General features: G+C 66.8%; 14 protein-coding genes and 1 tRNA gene. 6 read left to right on the top strand and 9 right to left on the bottom strand.

Annotated features, from left to right (window positions below; all coding sequences use genetic code 11):
• Positions 1–21 precede the first annotated feature (21 nt).
• Positions 22–1,308 carry an MFS transporter gene (locus EDC02_RS22645; RefSeq protein WP_255500590.1) on the bottom strand — a complete coding sequence of 429 codons (1,287 nt, stop codon included), beginning with the start codon at positions 1,306–1,308 and terminating at the stop codon, positions 22–24.
• A gap of 179 nt (positions 1,309–1,487) precedes the next feature.
• Entirely contained in the window at positions 1,488–3,221 is a 1,734-nt protein-coding gene (locus EDC02_RS22650; RefSeq protein WP_233606231.1) for an acetolactate synthase large subunit, read from the bottom strand.
• A 1,017-nt stretch (positions 3,222–4,238) separates the two neighbouring features.
• Here EDC02_RS22650 and EDC02_RS40350 point away from each other — a divergent pair.
• Positions 4,239–4,388, top strand: a complete 150-nt coding sequence (locus EDC02_RS40350; protein WP_158632272.1) for a hypothetical protein — start codon at positions 4,239–4,241, stop codon at positions 4,386–4,388.
• Between the two features lie 481 nt (positions 4,389–4,869).
• Here EDC02_RS40350 and EDC02_RS22655 read toward each other — a convergent pair whose 3' ends face one another.
• Positions 4,870–6,219 (bottom strand): RNA-guided endonuclease TnpB family protein, encoded by a 1,350-nt coding sequence (locus EDC02_RS22655; protein ID WP_199757734.1) that lies wholly within the window; start codon positions 6,217–6,219, stop codon positions 4,870–4,872.
• 19 nt (positions 6,220–6,238) lie between these two features.
• Here EDC02_RS22655 and tnpA point away from each other — a divergent pair, with 19 nt between their 5' ends.
• A complete protein-coding gene (gene tnpA / locus EDC02_RS22660) occupies positions 6,239–6,709 on the top strand; it encodes an IS200/IS605 family transposase (protein WP_123600934.1) in 471 nt (156 codons plus the stop codon).
• A gap of 153 nt (positions 6,710–6,862) precedes the next feature.
• Here the strand turns inward: tnpA and EDC02_RS22665 are convergent, their stop codons facing one another.
• On the bottom strand, positions 6,863–8,095 hold the full coding sequence (locus EDC02_RS22665) for a DNA sulfur modification protein DndB (RefSeq protein ID WP_123603700.1): 1,233 nt from the start codon (positions 8,093–8,095) through the stop codon (positions 6,863–6,865).
• A gap of 422 nt (positions 8,096–8,517) precedes the next feature.
• Between EDC02_RS22665 and EDC02_RS22670 the strand changes: the two genes are divergently transcribed.
• Entirely contained in the window at positions 8,518–9,219 is a 702-nt protein-coding gene (locus EDC02_RS22670) for a hypothetical protein (protein ID WP_148083565.1), read from the top strand.
• Positions 9,220–9,730: 511 nt separating this feature from the next.
• Here the strand turns inward: EDC02_RS22670 and EDC02_RS40355 are convergent.
• Positions 9,731–9,877, bottom strand: a complete 147-nt coding sequence (locus EDC02_RS40355; protein ID WP_158632273.1) for a hypothetical protein — start codon at positions 9,875–9,877, stop codon at positions 9,731–9,733.
• A 439-nt stretch (positions 9,878–10,316) separates the two neighbouring features.
• Here EDC02_RS40355 and EDC02_RS22675 point away from each other — a divergent pair, with 439 nt between their 5' ends.
• Complete coding sequence (locus EDC02_RS22675; protein ID WP_123603702.1) at positions 10,317–11,036, top strand: VOC family protein; 720 nt, start codon at positions 10,317–10,319, stop codon at positions 11,034–11,036.
• A 148-nt stretch (positions 11,037–11,184) separates the two neighbouring features.
• Positions 11,185–11,946 (top strand): transposase family protein, encoded by a 762-nt coding sequence (locus EDC02_RS22680; protein ID WP_199757588.1) that lies wholly within the window; start codon positions 11,185–11,187, stop codon positions 11,944–11,946.
• 958 nt (positions 11,947–12,904) lie between these two features.
• Here EDC02_RS22680 and EDC02_RS22685 read toward each other — a convergent pair.
• Positions 12,905–12,977, bottom strand: a tRNA-Ala gene (locus EDC02_RS22685).
• Between the two features lie 124 nt (positions 12,978–13,101).
• Positions 13,102–13,656 (bottom strand): YqgE/AlgH family protein, encoded by a 555-nt coding sequence (locus EDC02_RS22690; protein WP_123605053.1) that lies wholly within the window; start codon positions 13,654–13,656, stop codon positions 13,102–13,104.
• Between the two features lie 235 nt (positions 13,657–13,891).
• Between EDC02_RS22690 and EDC02_RS22695 the strand changes: the two genes are divergently transcribed.
• Positions 13,892–14,695: an S-methyl-5'-thioadenosine phosphorylase gene (locus EDC02_RS22695; RefSeq protein ID WP_123605054.1), complete on the top strand. Its 804-nt coding sequence runs from the start codon at positions 13,892–13,894 to the stop codon at positions 14,693–14,695.
• Here the strand turns inward: EDC02_RS22695 and EDC02_RS22700 are convergent.
• Complete coding sequence (locus EDC02_RS22700; RefSeq protein ID WP_123603703.1) at positions 14,657–14,917, bottom strand: hypothetical protein; 261 nt, start codon at positions 14,915–14,917, stop codon at positions 14,657–14,659. The two genes, EDC02_RS22695 and EDC02_RS22700, sit on opposite strands and share 39 nt — an antisense overlap.
• Before the next feature lie 3 nt (positions 14,918–14,920).
• Positions 14,921–15,895, bottom strand: a complete 975-nt coding sequence (locus tag EDC02_RS22705; protein WP_123603704.1) for a hypothetical protein — start codon at positions 15,893–15,895, stop codon at positions 14,921–14,923.
• Positions 15,896–15,995 lie beyond the last annotated feature (100 nt).

A 15,995-nucleotide genomic window follows, 5' to 3' on the forward strand; every position in this document is an offset into this window, starting at 1 on the left:
GGATCATTCGGCGCCGTCGACTCAGTCGGCTTTCGGGCCGGACGGTATGTCCCGGCTGCGGCGCAGTGGAGAGAAGTACATCCAGAAGCCTGCGGCCCAGGTACCGACGCATGCGATCCATAGCGTCGGACGGATGCCTATCACGGTACCGAGCGCGCCGCCGATCACGCCGCCGATCGGAATCGTGCCCCACGTTATCCATCGAACGGCTGCGGTCATCCGGCCCAGCAGCCGGGGCGGGCAGATCACCTGTCGGTAGGTGACCACCGCGATGTTGTACGTCACGATGGCAAAGTACGAGATCCCGAAGCCGATCGGGAACAGCGCCACCCACCAGCCCGGCTGTGCCAGCGCGGCCAGGATCTGCGGCAGGCCGAATACGAGCAACGAGAACCACATCACACGCGCTGAGCCGATCCATCGGGTCGTCCGGCCCGACAGCACAGCCCCGGAGATGCCGCCGAGTGCTGCCAGTGCAAAGATCAACCCGGTGTAGGCGGGCTCGACGTTCAGCACCCGCACGAGGAAGATGACCTGCACCGCACCGGCCACAGAGCCGAACAGATTCACCGTCCCGCTGCAGGCGACCGTCTTGCGGATGATCTTGTGCCCCAGCACGAACCTGATCCCTGCGGCGGTCTCAGCCCACAGGCTCGGCCGCATGGTCGCCTCAACCGGTGACCGGTCGTGCTTCTCCCGGTGGCGGATGCCGAGCAGCAACGCGGCGGAGACCGCGTAGGACAGAGCATCAGCGGTCATCGTCCACACCGCACCGAAGAAGCCCACCAGGGCGCCACCCAGGCTGGGTCCCGCGAGCCGGGCGAGACTCTGGGTCGCCGCGATCTTCCCGTTGCCGTCGATCAGGTGCTTCGGCTCGAGGAGGACCGGTAGATAGCTCTGGTAGGCCACATCGAAGAACACGGTGCAGACGCCAGCCATGATCGCCACGAGGTAGAGCTGACCCATCGTCAAGCTTCCGACGTACCAGGCGGCGGGGACCGAAGCAATGATCACGAGCCGCGCGATGCCGCAGACGATCATGATCCTACGTTTAGGGTGCCGGTCCGCCAGCGCACCCGCAGGCAGAGCAATCACCGCGAACGCGAGCGAAGTCGCTGCGGTCAGCAGTCCGACCTCGAAGGCGCTTGCGTCGAGCACGACGACGGCGATGAGCGGTAGCGCCAGTTGCGCGACGGCCGACCCAATCTCACCGACAGACTGCCCGGCCCAGAGCAGCATGAAGTCTCGGTGCCGCCAGAGGCTACTGCCATGACGCGTGCTCGGCTCGGAAACGCAACGGCTCGCCAGAGGATCGCCTCCCGTCTGCCCGGTGTCGTTGGTCCTGGGATCTCGCTCCATCAGACCACTGTGTCCTACCCGCCGATAGGCCGGCCAGTTGATCCACCGGTGGTCGGTCCGCGATGGACCTCACCGGTCCACCGCGGGTCGGTGGCTCTGCCGGCTGGGACGAGGAGCATTCGATCTGCTCAGTCGTGGCCGTCGCCATCCCACCTCGGGGCCATGTCCCGGGCGATCTTGATGTCGTCGTTACTGGTCCCAGCGGCTACCATCGGCCAGACCATGGCGTCCTGGTGGACGACGAAGTCGACCACCACCGGCAGGTCGTTGATCTCCATCGCCTTGGTGATCGTGGCGTCCACGTCCTCACGCAGGTCGCACCGCAGGCCTACACATCCGTACGCCTCGGCCAGCTTCACGAAGTCGGGGATGCGCTGGGCCGTCTTCAGGTCTGTGTTGGAGTACCGCTGGTCGTAGAAGAGCTTCTGCCACTGACGAACCATGCCGAGGTTGCCGTTGTTGATGACCGCGACCTTGATCGGCACGCCCTCGAGCGTGCAGGTGGCGAGCTCCTGGTTGGTCATCTGGAAGCATCCGTCGCCGTCGATAGCCCAGACCGTGGCGTCCGGTCGGCCCATCTTGGCACCCATCGCGGCGGGCACGGCGAAACCCATCGTGCCCAGGCCACCGGAGTTGATGAAAGTGCCGGGGTTCTCGTAGCCGATGAACTGCGACGCCCACATCTGGTGCTGGCCGACGCCGGCCACATAGAGGGCGTCCGGCCCCACAAGGGAACTCAGCCTCTCCAGGACGTACTGCGGAGCTAGCGAGTCGTCCGAGAACTCCTCGTAGCCCAACGGGTAGGTCTTCTTGAGCCCGTTCAGTAGCTCCCGCCACTCCGCGTAGTCGCCCTTGCGGTCGATCGTGTGGATCAAGTCTTCGATGATCTTCTTGCAGTCGCCCACGATGGGCACATCCGCCCGCCGGTTCTTCGAGATCTCCGCCGGGTCGATGTCCACATGGATGACCTTGGCATACGGCGCGAACGACGACAGTTGCCCGGTGACCCGGTCGTCGAACCGCACACCCAAGCCGATGAGCAGGTCGGACTTCTGCATTGCGCCTACCGCCGAGACGCTGCCATGCATGCCCGGCATCCCCACGTGCAACCGATGACTGTCGGGAAAGGTACCCCTGGCCATCAGTGTGGTGACCACCGGAATACCGGTCAGCTCCGCCAGTTGGAGCAGTTCTGCCGAGGCACCGGCCCGGTGTACACCGCCACCGACATAGAGCACCGGACGCTTCGCCTCTGCCATCAGCCGGGCTGCCTCCCGGATCTGCTTGCCGTGCGAGTGCAGGGCCGGCCGGTAGCCCGGCAGGCGCATTGTCGGCGGCCAGTGGAACCCGGTCTCGGCCTGCAGCGCGTCCTTCGAGATGTCGACCAGCACCGGACCGGGGCGGCCGCTGGCTGCGATGTAGAAGGCTTCCGCGATCGTGCGCGGGATGTCGTCCGAGTCGGTAACCAGAAAACTGTGCTTGGTGATCGGCAGGGTGATGCCGCAAATGTCGGCTTCCTGGAAGGCGTCCGTCCCGATCACGCCGCTTGACACCTGACCGGTGATTGCCACCATCGGGACCGAGTCCATGTACGCGTCGGCGATCGGGGTGACCAGGTTGGTGGCGCCGGGTCCACTGGTCGCCATGCAGACACCGACCTTGCCGGTGGCCTGGGCGTACCCTTCAGCGGCGTGGCCGGCACCCTGCTCGTGCCGTACCAGGACGTGCCGGACCTTGGCCGAGTCGAAAAGTGGATCGTAGGCAGGGAGGATCTGACCACCCGGAATTCCGAAAACTGTGTCGACGCCGACCTGCTCCAACGCCCTGACGAGGGCTTGAGCACCTGTCATCTGCTCGGTCATTACTCGTTCCCGTTGACTGGGTTCGGTGGCTGGGTTTGTCTGCCGCCGTGATCCAGCGCGGCAGGCGGCCCCGCCCACTCGCCGAATCCGGGCCGGCGTGCGGGATGTAGGGCTTTGTCCAGGCTGTGTGCCTAGAAAGCGCTACAGATTATCCGCACTTCCCTGCAGCGTCGGGTGGCGACAGCGCGTCCGACAGCTCCGAGGGAACTCTGACTTCTCGTCAAAGCAGAGTGAGTCCGCTTGTGGCGGCCAAGGCAGGCACCCGTTGCATCTACGGGAATGAGTATCCGAACTCTACCCTTCCGCCGCGTGACGACGCAAGCCCTGTGCCAGTCAGGAGCGAACAGAGTCAGGTTCCGACCCGCCTACGGGCAGGCCTGCAGCGGACGCCGTCAGACCGCGTGGACGGGCTTGCAGCCGCACCCACCAGAGAATTCCCATGTAGCCAGACGACGTCAGACACAAGGCTCACGACATAGTCAAGACTACTTGAAAATGCCGCTGACCTGCGGTTTCGGGTGGAGCCGAGGGGACTCGAACCCCTGACCCCCACACTGCCAGTGAACTAGACGGCCTGTTGAGGTCTGTCTAGCGGTGCCGAATTGTGCCGGGCGTGCAGGTCAGCGGCAAGGTCAGAGTCCGCATCGCGCCGGCCTGCACTGGGGCTTGCCAGACCGTCCGTGAGACGGTCGTGAGATATCACGGCCATCCGAACCGGGAGGGGCGCTGGAGATCAACAACCAGCACCCCTCCATCCAGCCAGAGACCTTGGATCTACCCCGACTTCCTCTCGCTCGCAGAGAAGCTCGGCAGTCTCGTGCTGTACCTCAAGCTCTTCGAGCCGGAACACGACAACGCACCGCGAACCCGCCGGAGCATCCACTCAGGCACCGCAGCACCGCAGCACCGCAGCACCGTCGCTCGTGTCTCCGTCGCGTTCACCGCGAACGGCATTGTTCACCTCCGGGAACAGGAAGCGCCCTGGTACCGCGAGGGGCGGGACGGAGAGAACAGCGCATGCTCGCGGTTCCCGGGGCCCCACGCGGCAACCTCGACGACGGCCCGGAGCGACTCAGCGATGTGGAACGGGCACGGGTTGCCGACGAGTTGGCGAACAGGCTGCTGGCCATGCCGGAGCTCCGGGCCGCCACCCGGCCGCCAAGATGAGTGCCCGGCAGCGGGTAGCCGGGGTCTCGGTGCCGCCCGATACCCACGACTGGGTCCGCTTGGACGCAATTCGCGAGCTTGCGACCGGGCTGAGGTCCTGACTCAGGCGCAGCGCGCCCAGGTTATCGATCACCATCGAACTGCTGACCACTCCCGCGCGTATCAATGGTCGCAGGCGAACGGGTTCAGCCCGCCGGCACACCGCCGGGACGAGCTGTACGCACGGTCGCAGCGCCTCCTCAAGGAAGCTAAACACCCACCGCCCTGCCGTACCAGCTGGTCGCACCGTTCCATCACGCTGTACGGGCAGGGGTTTCCAGGGCGTTACCGGCCGTTACCGTGACCGACGTTCCCTGGCTGAAGCTGGACCAAAGCGCCTCTCGCCTGCACCACCCCCGTCGAGGAACATCGATGTGAACGGAACGCGGAACAGCTCTGCGGCGCCCAACCCACAGTCGGAGAGAACAGCGGAGCACCGTGGTCACTCACCCGGACGAGCTGGGCTGGCTGTGCGAGGCCCTGCACCACCGCGCGGAGACCGAGGGCCCTGACGACGAACTGGAACCGCTTTGACATCCTCTCCGCCCTGAAGCTGAAGGACGGAGATTCCCTCCACGCTGCGCGTGGAACACGCAGCGTCCGGGTGGGTTACCGCTTCACTGCGCGCCGCCGGGACAAGTCCCGGTCTTACGTGCGCTCGACGGTCGTTGAAGTCCGCCTGTCCGGCGGCCTTGATGTTGATGGCGGCGTTGATGTCCCGGTCGTGGTGACTGCCGCACGGGCAGTCCCACTCCCGGACGTTCAACGCGATCTTCTCGTTGATCCGGCCGCAGTCGCAGCACATCCGGGTGGACGGGAGCCACCGGTCCACCCGGGCGAACGCGCGCCCGTACCGCTTCCCCTTGTACTCCAGCATGCCGGTGAAGGCGGCCCAGCCCGCATCGTGCACGGACTTCGCCAGCCGAGTCCGGCCGAGACCAACAACGCACAGGTCCTCGACGTACACCGCTTGGTTCTCGCGGATGATCGCCGTGGACAGCTTGTGCTGCCAGTCCCGCCGGGTGTCGGCTACCCGCGCGTGAGCGCGGGCCACCTCGATCACGGCCTTCTTGCGGCGGTTGCTGCCCCTCTGCTTGCGTGAGAGTGCCTGCTGCAACCGCTTGAGCTTGCGGGCCGCGCGGCGCAGGAACTTCGGTGCGGTCACCTTCGTGCCGTCGGACATGACCGCGAAGTGGGTCAGGCCCAGATCGATGCCGATCTCGGAGTCGACCGGCGGCAGCGTCTCGTCCTCGCCGATCCGCACGACGAACGAGGCGAAGTACCGGCCCGCTGTGTCCTTGATCACGGTGACCGAGGTGGGATCCGACGGCAGGCCGCGCGACCAGCGCACCGGAACGTCGCCGATCCTCGGCAGCCGCAGGCGGCCGTTGTCACAGACCTTGAACCGGGAGTTCTCCGTGAACCGGATCGCCTGCCGGTTGTCCTTACGGGACCGGTACCGGGGCGGGGCCACCTTGCGGCCCCGGCGTTTGCCGGACAGCGAGTTGAACAAGTTGCGGTACGCGGTGTTCAGATCGGCGAGGGCCTGCTGCAACACCACGGCCGACACCTCACCCAGCCAGGCCCGGTCCTCGCTGGCCTTGGCCGCTGTGATGACCAACTTCGACAGGTCGCCGTCGGAGATGTACTTCTCGCCCGCCTCGCGGGCCTGCTGACGCAGCCTGAGTCCGTCGTTGAAAACCACCCGGGCACACCCGAACGCCTGCGCCAGCGCGGTGCGCTGGGCGGCGTCCGGGGTGATCCGGTAGTTGTAACGGAGCTGCACGGCCATCACTGTATCATGTTGGTTTATGGTCGAACTTCAAGGCGTCCGCACCGGCAGGCACTGCACCTTCGCGATGCATGTCCACTTGGTTTTCGTGACGAAGTTCCGACACAACGTGTTCGCCGACCGGCACCTGACCCGGATGGAGGCGATCATGCGAGACGTGTGCGCCGACTTCGAGGCCGAACTGGTCGAGTTCAACGGCGAGAACAACCACGTCCACCTGCTGGTCAACTTCCCGCCCAAGGTCGCCGTGGCCAGGCTGGTCAACAGCCTCAAAGGGGTCTCCTCGCGCCGCCTCCGGCAGGAGTTCCCCGACCTGGTGCGCCACTACTACCGGGCCAACAAACTCTGGTCCGGCTCGTACTTCGCCGGGTCTGTCGGCGGCGCACCCTTGAGCGTCATCAAGCAGTACATCGAGCAGCAGAACCGTCCCGGTCAAGGCACTGCTCGGGCCTGGCGGCCCTCCCAGCGCGGGCCTTCACCCCCGGCCTGAAGGCCGGAGCACTGGCCCGCATTCCGGTAGCCAGTGCTGGGCCTGTACTCCTTCTCGGGTGTGGGCGGAGGCCCACGGTTCGGCCTTCACGCACGTCGAGAGCCCTCGCCGGTGCACGCGGCGAGGGCTCTTTCTGGATGATCCGTACGGGTGTCAGCTGGTTAGCCAGACGGGCTTGTCGAGGGCCCACTTGACCATAGTGTCGCGGAGGGTCTTGAGGTCCTGGCGGCGGCTGCGGGGCGAGAGGGACCCAACGGTGAAGACGTTGTCGGGGACGTGCTCGACCCAGATGCTGGCGGCTGTGAGCGGGCCAGCCATCGACGGGGCGAGCTGCGCGAAGAACTCGGTGACATCCTCGTCCTCGAATGCCTGGCGGTCGGTGAGTTCGGCGTAGACCCCAGCGAGCATCCGCAGCATGACGGTAGAGCCGAGCAGGTTGCTCGTGCGCAGATCCTGCGGGAGAACAGTGCCGTCGGCGACGGCCTCCAGCACGGGAAAGGCGCCGAGCAATACGTCGAGGAAGTTGTTGGTCTTCTCCACCAGTTCGCCCTCGTCGAGTTCATCCTCAAGGCGGCGGCCGACGCGGCCGTCGATGCCGACGGCGATGGTGCGGATGATCTCGGCGACCTGCTTGGCGCCGACGATGTTGGGGTTGCCGCCGCCCATGCGGTCCTGTTCGAGGTCGACGCGGTCCTTGAACAGCGCGTGCTTCATGACCCCGTCCAAGGCGCGGTTGACGACCTTGCGGCTGTCGAAGCGGGCCTTGACCGAGGAGGTGATGCCCAGGGCGTTCTCTGCGATGTCGAAGAACATCTGCTTGTAGGCGGTCTGGTCATCCTCGATGAAGATTTGCAGCGAGGTGCGGTCTCGAGACAGCCGGGCGCGCTGGTCGGTGAGCTTGTCGATCTTGGTCTGGAAGTTGTCGAGGACGGCCTGGACCTCGCCGTTCTTCTTGGCTGTGGCGAGCATGCTGCGGGACTTCTCCAGGTCGGCGGCGATGCCGCGGATCGCAAGGTGGATGCCGAGGGTGCGGTGCTGCCCGTCGAGAATCCGCAGGTCGGTTCGGGCGTCGGTCGGGAAGGAGATGATCCCGAACTGGGTGCCGGCGACCTCCTCCTTCACCTCGAACTCAAAGATGTCGGGCGCCCGCAGTACGAGCGCCGGCGCCACCCAGTCGGGGGTCGCCCGGATGTAGTCGCCGAAGTCGCGAGCGTGGGTTTCCTTCACCTTGCGGTTGCCCTCGGTCGGGTTGTTTGGGTCCGGCGCCGGCAGCAGGTCGGCGATCTGGGTCAGGGACAGATCGAGGGAAAAGACGGTGCGCCCACCCTGCTGGTAGCGGGTGGCGTAGAAGCGGATGTTCGGGTCGTAGCCGGTGGGCACGGACACCTGGGGCTCCTTAGCGGTTTAACTAGCTCGTCTGCTTCTAGAGTAGCAGATTAAAATCTTAACGCAAGAAATAGACCACTAACCGCCTCAACAACTTGCTATGAGCTGAGGTGGAGCGCCAACCCGGCTTGCGGCTCCCGTGAACTTATGACCGGCGACAAAGATCAGCCAGCAATGACATCGAAGAGTGTTGCGCCGATGACGTAGCGTGCGACAGGTTGGCCTTCCGGCCTGCCGCCGGGATCGTGCGTCCTGATCGGAGTAGTGCGGTGAGAAAGCGGAACACAAAACGGCAGCGGCGTGAGCCTGTCCGCCGGCCCATCCCTTAGGCCAGGCTGACCGCGCCACCACCACGGCCCCCGTTCGATCCTGACTCGCCTGTGCTGCCCTTGGACGCGGGCAGCCCTATGCTCGGCTCGCTGGTGAACGGCCCGATCGAGGCGTTGCCGCTGTACGCCGTCCTGACGGCCGTCCACCTCGAACTCAGCGGCAAAGCCGTCAACGCCTGCCTGCCCGTCTGCTACCAGATCGTCGGAGCGCTGCGGCACCTCGGCTTCGCCGCCGAGATGATGGCCGCGTACGTAGAAGTCGCCAGCGCCGGCCAGCCCTACGGCGGCATCGGCGTGAACGGCAAGGCCACCGTCTACCCGGACGGGACCACCAACGGGCACATGGTTGTGTGGGCCGACAGCTTCAACCGGCTCGTCGACGCGACCGTTGCCCAGCACCCCGAGCTCAACCGGGCCGTCCATCAGGGCAGCCTGAACCAGAGCGCTCCGCTCGTACTCCCGGTCGGCGAACGCGACGTGCTGATGCAGGGCGCAATCGGCGCGATCCGCGCCCCGTACCAGCTGGCTTACCTAGCACTTCCCCACTACACCAGTGTCTTCGACGGCTGGATCGCGCAGTACCGCGAGCCCTTGGACTACGGGGCGTTGAGCATGGCGCACCGCGGTCTGTACGCGCTGCAGGCCACCGGGAAGATGCGCAACGTCCGGCAGCTGGCGCACCTGTACCCGCATCTGGGGCGGCTGTTGGACGGCGTCGACCAGTTGCCCGAATTGGCGGAACCGCCGGCCTCCGTCGCACGGCTGCAGGCGATCGGTCAGCACCCGCGTCCGTGACCAGCATCCTACATCGGCCGGGGGATGCCTGTGGCGTCCAGCCGGTCGGCGTAGATCCGGTACGCCTTGCGCCCGGCCGAGGACGCGCCGTCGGCACCGAGCACGGCCGCGCCTGGTTGACCTCGGCCGGCAAGAGGGCAGCCAATGGTCTGGTCCCCTGCGGGGCTGCGGGGTGACCTGTCCCCGCCGACCGGCCGGAATACCTCAGCCGGTCCCAGCCGCCGAGGCGGGACGTGACGGGCGGCCGGTACGGGTCGACCAACTGCCGGCCGGCAGAGACCGTCCGATGAGCCAGAGCTGGTGCTGCCAGAGCCGGCCGCCGCGCCACGGACAAACGTCGCGTCCGTCGCACCGATGGTGTTCCCCAACCCCACCGACCGGCTGCCTCGTCACCACGACGGTGCCCGCCGGCCGCGACGAGGAAACACACCAGTAGGATGCCCGACTGGATCAACACGGGCATCAGCGGCATACCGCATCCGTCGAGCGGCACGAACAACTCAGCGTCAACCTACTGGTCGGTGTTCTGCCCGAGGGTCTGCACAGCGTTGGGCCCCGGGTGGCTGACGGTGGCTACGGTCGGGTGTTCGTAGTCGAAGTCCAACTCAACGAAGTCCCGCTCGACAGCGTCGGGCAGCTCGTTGTCGGCAACGATCAATTGCAGTTCCCAGGTAGCGCCGTCGCGAGGTCGTGCAGCCGGCGGTAAAGGGCGACGACGATTCCGGTGGGGATGCAAGCCAGGGCCAACTTGACACCCCCATTCCAGACCGACTGTGCGAGCGAGGAGTTACCAGGCGTTATCACGACCGGCGCCCCCTGCCGGAAGCCTGGAACCGAGACTCTTCGCCGCCACCACCCTCTTGTCGAGGAACATCGATACGGGCGCTTCGTTGCAGCGCGTCTGTTACGCACCGTGACGCTCGGATCGCGGCAGATCCGGGTGCCTGATCTTGGCGAGCCGTCTGGCAGGCAGTAAGGCACCGCCGATGGCTCGGCTGGGCGGCTGCGTTCTGGGTCATCAGCCGATCGGACGACCGAAGGCGGTGATCGGCTATTTCCATGGGCGGCAGACACCCTACGACGTCTAGGAAGGAGGCATGACCAACGAGCGGACCGTTCCCCTGCTGCCGTGCGCATCCATCGACGACATCGAAACCTTCTACGAAGTTCTCGGTTTCCACACGACGTACAAGCAACGCAAGCCCAACCCGTGTGTGTCGGTGCAGCGGGAAGACCTGCATCTACAGTTCTTCGAGATCGCCGGATTTGACCCGGAGCAGTCCTATGGCTCCTGTCTCGTCATCACGGCGGACATCGAGGGACTACACCGAGCATTCGCAGCAGGCATGCGCATCGCATACGGCAAGGTGCTGGTGTCCGGAACGCCGCGGATGACCCGGCCCAGGGCGCGGAAGAACGCCGACGGGTTGGGCGGGTTCAGCGTCATCGACCCGGGCGGCAACTGGATCCGCGTCTTTCGGGACGTCGCCACCGCGCCCATTCTGGCCGCCACGCCTGCCGGGCGGCTGGCCAAGGCCCTGGCGAATGCTGTCGTGCAGGCCGATTCCAGGGGAAGCGTCGGACAGGCCGTTCGGATTCTCGACAGCGCGTTGGCCCGCCCACAAGCTGACGACGATCCGGTCGAGCAGGTAGAGGTCCTGGTCTACCGCGCCGAACTGGCGATGGTGCTGCACGATTTAAGAACTGCGGCCGAGATGCTGGCCCGTGTCCAGTCCGTCACGCTCACGGAAGACGAATCCGAAAGGACGGCACCCGCCTTCGACAACGCCGCCGAACTCGCAGCGGCACTGCGGTGACTCACCATACGAACGCCTCCCTCATCTCGGAGGCTTATTCAGCAAAGCTTCAGTAAGCCACAGTGGACCCCAACGGAAAGTGACGGTCCGCCTCTCTATAGGATGGAGTTACCACACAACACCCAAGTAGAAAAACGGACCGCCGAACATGTATCATACCACCGGCTTTACTACCGACCAGATCCGCGACCTCTGCGCGCTCATCCGCACCGAATGCCAGGACCTGGAAGTGGAACCCTGGCCGCCGATCCTCGGTCTCTACCGCGCGGTCGTCGTCGCGTTGACGTACCTGCGCCGAAACCGCGTCCAAGCGGAAATCGCCGAGGCGCACAGCGTCTCGCAGGCGACAATCTCCCGAGCGATCACCGGCGTCACTCCCGTACTTAAGCGCGTGCTCACAGGATTCGTGCCGACCGCCGACGAGCTCAGCCCCAGCGTCCAGTACCTCGTCGACGGCACGCTGCTCCCTTGCTGGTCATGGCGCACGGACCGCTGTCTGTTCTCCGGCAAACACAAGACCACGGGCATGAGCGTTCAGGTCGCATGCACTCTCGACGGTGCACTCGCCTGGATCTCCGACCCAGTCGCCGGCAACCGCCACGACTCGTACGCGATCAACGACGCCGAGGTCCTCGTCACCCTCAACCCTGGAGACTGGATCGGTGACAAGGGTTACGTCGGAAACGGCATGATCACCCCGTACAAAAAGCCCAAGGGCGGCGAACTCACGGAGTGGCAGAAGGAATACAACCGGCAGGTCAACAAGATCCGCTGGGTCGTCGAGCAGGTCATCGCGAATCTGAAGACCTGGCGGATCCTGCACACCGACTACCGCAGACCCCTCGGAACCTTCAGAGAAACTATCTCCTGTGTCATCGGTCTGCAGTTCTACAGGATCGCCTGTGAATAAGCCTCTCGGCAGATCCGCACGCTGAGGAAACGGCTTGGCTTAGCAACAGCATCACGCAACGTCACCGACTCGGATCGCCACCAGACCAGGCGGCGTGTCGCCGGACGTAGACCGAAACTCAGCGCCGGTGTGCACTCGCAGCCGTACCTACCTCTGCGCTCGGACCTGTACGCCGACACCACCCGGCCCAGGTCAGCCGGTCCCTCGACCTGGCCGGGTTCCCCACCGGCCTGGCCCGCATCCGCCCCGACCAACTATCTGGCGGGCAATGGCAACAGGCCGCGATCGCCGACACTCTCGTCGTGAGCCGGGCTGCTGATCGCCGACGAGGCGACATCCATACTGGACGTCTCCACCCGGGCCGGCGTCGCCATCACCCTGCGCCCCTCGCCGACAGGGCGTCGGCCTGGCTGTTCTGTTCATCACCCATGACCTCGGCGAAGCCGTGCAGAGCGGCGACCAGATCCTCGTGCTACATCGTAAAGCGGTCCAAGCCGGACGGCCCGACGAGGTCGTCGCAACTCCGGACCTCGGCGATCCATCGGATCTGGTAGCTGCCACTCGCCGACACCTCCGACCCCACCGTCAGACCGCGACACCGAACGGCAGTGATCACGGCCCGCAGCCCGACAGGACGGCATCGAACAGGTACTCCACGGCTACCCAGGCCCGTTGCCACACCAGCACAGATTCGATGTGGTGCGGTGCCTCGCTGACGGTCTCGGACCCGGCAAAACTTCGACGAGCCGGGCGGGTCAACGGGCTGACGTAGCCACTACCACCAGGCACATCGCTCCGGGAAGAAGGCCGGTTTACGGCTGCCCCGACCATGCTCCGACCGCTGGAGCAGACCACTCCAAGAGGCCCAACAGCCTCCACGTCGTGAGACGATGTGATATGCGAAGCCAGCGACATTCACAAGCATCGCTTGAAAATGCCGCTGACCTGCGGTTTCGAGTGGAGCCGAGGGGACTCGAACCCCTGACCCCCACACTGCCAGTGTGGTGCGCTACCAGCTGCGCCACGGCCCCCGGTCGGCCCGGATCTCCCGGGCACCCGGCAATACTACACACGCCGCCCCGCGCGGTCATCTCGCGGGGTCGGTTCACGACGTACGGGTCACCGACGTACGGGTCGGCTCAGCGACGCGCGGGGTCAGTTCATCGAGACGTCGGCCGGGAAGTGGGCCACCGCGGCCATCATGCCGCGCTGGCGGCGCAGCACCATCGGCCACAGATCGTCCGGGCGGGCCATGAACGGATCGTCCGGCAGGCCCTCCAGCACGAACCAGGAGCCGGCGTTGATCTCCTCCTCCAGCTGCCCGGCCGACCAGCCCGAGTAGCCGGCGAAGACCCGGATCCCGGAGATCGACTCGGCGAGCGGCCCCGGATCGGTCGACAGGTCGACCGTGCCGAGCGGGCCGGCGATGCGGTGGAAGCCCTTCACCCGTCCGGTCTGGGTCCGGGTACGGGCCAGACAGATCGCCGACTCGGGCTGCACCGGGCCGCCTTCGAACAGCACAGACGGCTCCCGGGCGAGACTGCTCCAGCCGCCCAGCACCTCGGCGACCGGCACCTCGGTGGCCCGGTTCAGCACCACCCCGAGCGCTCCCCCGGCCTCGTGCGCGACCAGCAGCACGACCGTACGGTCGAAGTTGGGATCCTTGAGCGTGGGCGTCGCGACCAGCAGTTGGCCGGTCATCGACGCCATCGACCGTCCCCCGATCCGCTGACCCTCACCGTGCACCTCGACCTCCCGTACCTGCCCGCGTGGCGCAGTCACGACCCGCACGGTCCGCGCGGACGGCGCGGCGACGATCCGCCACGGGTGCTGTGAAAGCCATGCCTGGCACCATAGCTTGCTCGACAGCGCCCGGTTAAGGTCTAACCGCGCGGGCGTGGCACGGGCGTTTCCGGCCACCCTGCCCGAAACCGGGAGGGACCTGATGCAGGCGCAGGCAGAGCTGGCGGTGATCGGCGGATCCGGGCTGTACGCGTTGCTGGACAACGCGACGGAGCACCGGGTGCCGACGCCGTACGGTGAACCGTCCGATCCGATCACCGTCGCCGACGTCGGCGGACGTCGGGTCGCGTTCCTGCCCCGACACGGCCGTGACCACCGGCATCCCCCGCACCGGATCCCGTACCGGGCCAACCTGTGGGCGTTGCGCTCGCTCGGGGTACGCCAGGTGCTGGCGCCGTGCGCGGTCGGCGGGCTGCGCCCAGAGCTCGGCCCGGGCACCTTCGTGGTGCCCGACCAGCTGATCGACCGGACCAACGGACGGGTACAGACCTTCTACGACCAGGGTGCGGTGCACGTCAGCTTCGCCGACCCGTACTGCCCGACCGGGCGGTCGGTGCTACTGCGGGTCGGCACCGAGCAGGGCCTGCAGCCACGCGACGGCGGCGCGGTGGTGGTGGTCGAGGGGCCACGGTTCTCCACCCGGGCGGAGTCCAGGTGGTTCACCGCGATCGGCGGCGCGGTGGTCAACATGACCGGCCATCCGGAGGCGGTCCTCGCCCGGGAGCTGGCGCTGTGCTACACGTCGATCGCCCTGGTGACCGATCTGGACGCGGGTGTCGAGGGCGGGCATGCGGTCACCCAGGAAGAGGTGTTCCGGGTGTTCGGCGAGAACACCGCCCGGCTGCGCGGGCTGCTGCTGGCCGCGCTGGCGACCTGGCCGATGGAGCGGGACTGCCCGTGCCCGCAGTCACTCGACGGCATCACCCTGCCCGTCGAGCTGCCCTGACGGTGCCAGCACCACCACGGCGGCGCTGATCCCGGCAACGTCGAGGCACATCCGGATCCGGTTGCCGGTCGCCGCGTCACCAGCCAGGATCACCGCCTCCCCGGCGGGAAGGTTCCAGGCTCCGGCCGGTGGGCGTTGCCCGGGCAGACCCGGGTCGAGCAGTTGGGACATGGTCGCGGCGGTGTCGTCCGGTTCCTGGCCCGGGCCGTACGGCTGCGGCATGGCTCAGCCGACCGCGATGACGTGCAGCGGGCGACCGGTGAGCGCGTCAAGCACCGTACGGGCTCCGAGCGCCTCGTCGAGGGTCACGGTGACCGGATGGAACAGCAGTTGGTCGGTGCACTCCTGCCCGGTGCGGGTCACGCCACCGGCGACCACTACCGAGTCGGCGTACTCCTGCACGAACGGGGTGATGTCGCTGTCGCAGGCGCCGACGCCGAGCCGGTACACCAGGTCGGTCCCGTCGACGCCGGTGAGGTTCTGCGCGGTGACGAACGTGGTCATTCCGGCCGGCTCCGGCACCTGCGGTTCGGGGGCCGGTACGGCGACCGATTCATCGACGGCGACCCGGGCGACCGGCCCGTCGAGTTCGGCGACGTCGAACAGCCAGGCGGGCACCTGCGCCGTGCCCCGGCTGGTCAGCAGGTCGACGGTGCCGAGGGTGGCGGCCGTGACGGTCAACACCTGGCAGCCGAGCTCACCGGAGTCGGTGGCGCTGTCGTCCGGACCGGGTGTGCCGCCCAGATCGGTGGCGCTGCCGGTCGGGTCGGGGCCGGGCCGGGCCGCGTCGCACTGCGGCGGGTCGCCCTGGCGTAGCTCCGCGTACGCGTCGGCGGCGCTGACCAGCGGTACGCTCAGCGTCCCGTCGGGGAAGTCGACGGTGCCGTCGGCAGGCGTCTCGGTCGGTACGGTCAACTCGGCCCGGTACCACCCGGCGTGGAACGCCTGTTCGGTCTCCGGGGTGAATCCGGGCTCGACGGGGAGCACGGTGGGGCTCTGCAGTGGCGCGTAGCCGGCCAGCCACGCCTGCCGTCCGCTGGCGGTGCGCCACGCCTCGGCGACCTCGTCGGCACGCTGCTGGAAGCTCTCCCAGCGTTCGTCGGCGGAGCCTCCTGGACCGCCGGGTGCGGTCCCGTCGGTCGGCGCGCAACCTGCGATCAGGATCAGTGGTATGCCCAACAGGGCGGTGAAATGGCGCATGTCGGGTCAGACGCACCAGGTTGGCAGCGGGTTCCCGGACCAACTAGGCGATTGACTACATATAGTGAAGCCGGCCGTACAACGCAGCCGGCCCACCGCC

The organism is Micromonospora sp. Llam0 (genome assembly GCF_003751085.1).
Classification (GTDB): domain Bacteria; phylum Actinomycetota; class Actinomycetes; order Mycobacteriales; family Micromonosporaceae; genus Micromonospora_E.

Excerpts from the sequence above, each read along its gene's own strand:
- EDC02_RS22655 (WP_199757734.1), bottom strand. The coding sequence starts at position 6,219 with ATGGCCGTGCAGCTCCGTTACAACTACCGGATCACCCCGGACGCCGCC.
- EDC02_RS22680 (WP_199757588.1), top strand. The coding sequence starts at position 11,185 with ATGTATCATACCACCGGCTTTACTACCGACCAGATCCGCGACCTCTGC.
- EDC02_RS22650 (WP_233606231.1), bottom strand. The coding sequence starts at position 3,221 with ATGACCGAGCAGATGACAGGTGCTCAAGCCCTCGTCAGGGCGTTGGAG.
- EDC02_RS22675 (WP_123603702.1), top strand. The coding sequence starts at position 10,317 with ATGACCAACGAGCGGACCGTTCCCCTGCTGCCGTGCGCATCCATCGAC.
- EDC02_RS22705 (WP_123603704.1), bottom strand. The coding sequence starts at position 15,895 with ATGCGCCATTTCACCGCCCTGTTGGGCATACCACTGATCCTGATCGCA.
- EDC02_RS40350 (WP_158632272.1), top strand. The coding sequence starts at position 4,239 with ATGCTCGCGGTTCCCGGGGCCCCACGCGGCAACCTCGACGACGGCCCG.
- tnpA (WP_123600934.1), top strand. The coding sequence starts at position 6,239 with ATGGTCGAACTTCAAGGCGTCCGCACCGGCAGGCACTGCACCTTCGCG.
- EDC02_RS22695 (WP_123605054.1), top strand. The coding sequence starts at position 13,892 with ATGCAGGCGCAGGCAGAGCTGGCGGTGATCGGCGGATCCGGGCTGTAC.
- EDC02_RS22690 (WP_123605053.1), bottom strand. The coding sequence starts at position 13,656 with ATGGCGTCGATGACCGGCCAACTGCTGGTCGCGACGCCCACGCTCAAG.
- EDC02_RS22700 (WP_123603703.1), bottom strand. The coding sequence starts at position 14,917 with ATGCCGCAGCCGTACGGCCCGGGCCAGGAACCGGACGACACCGCCGCG.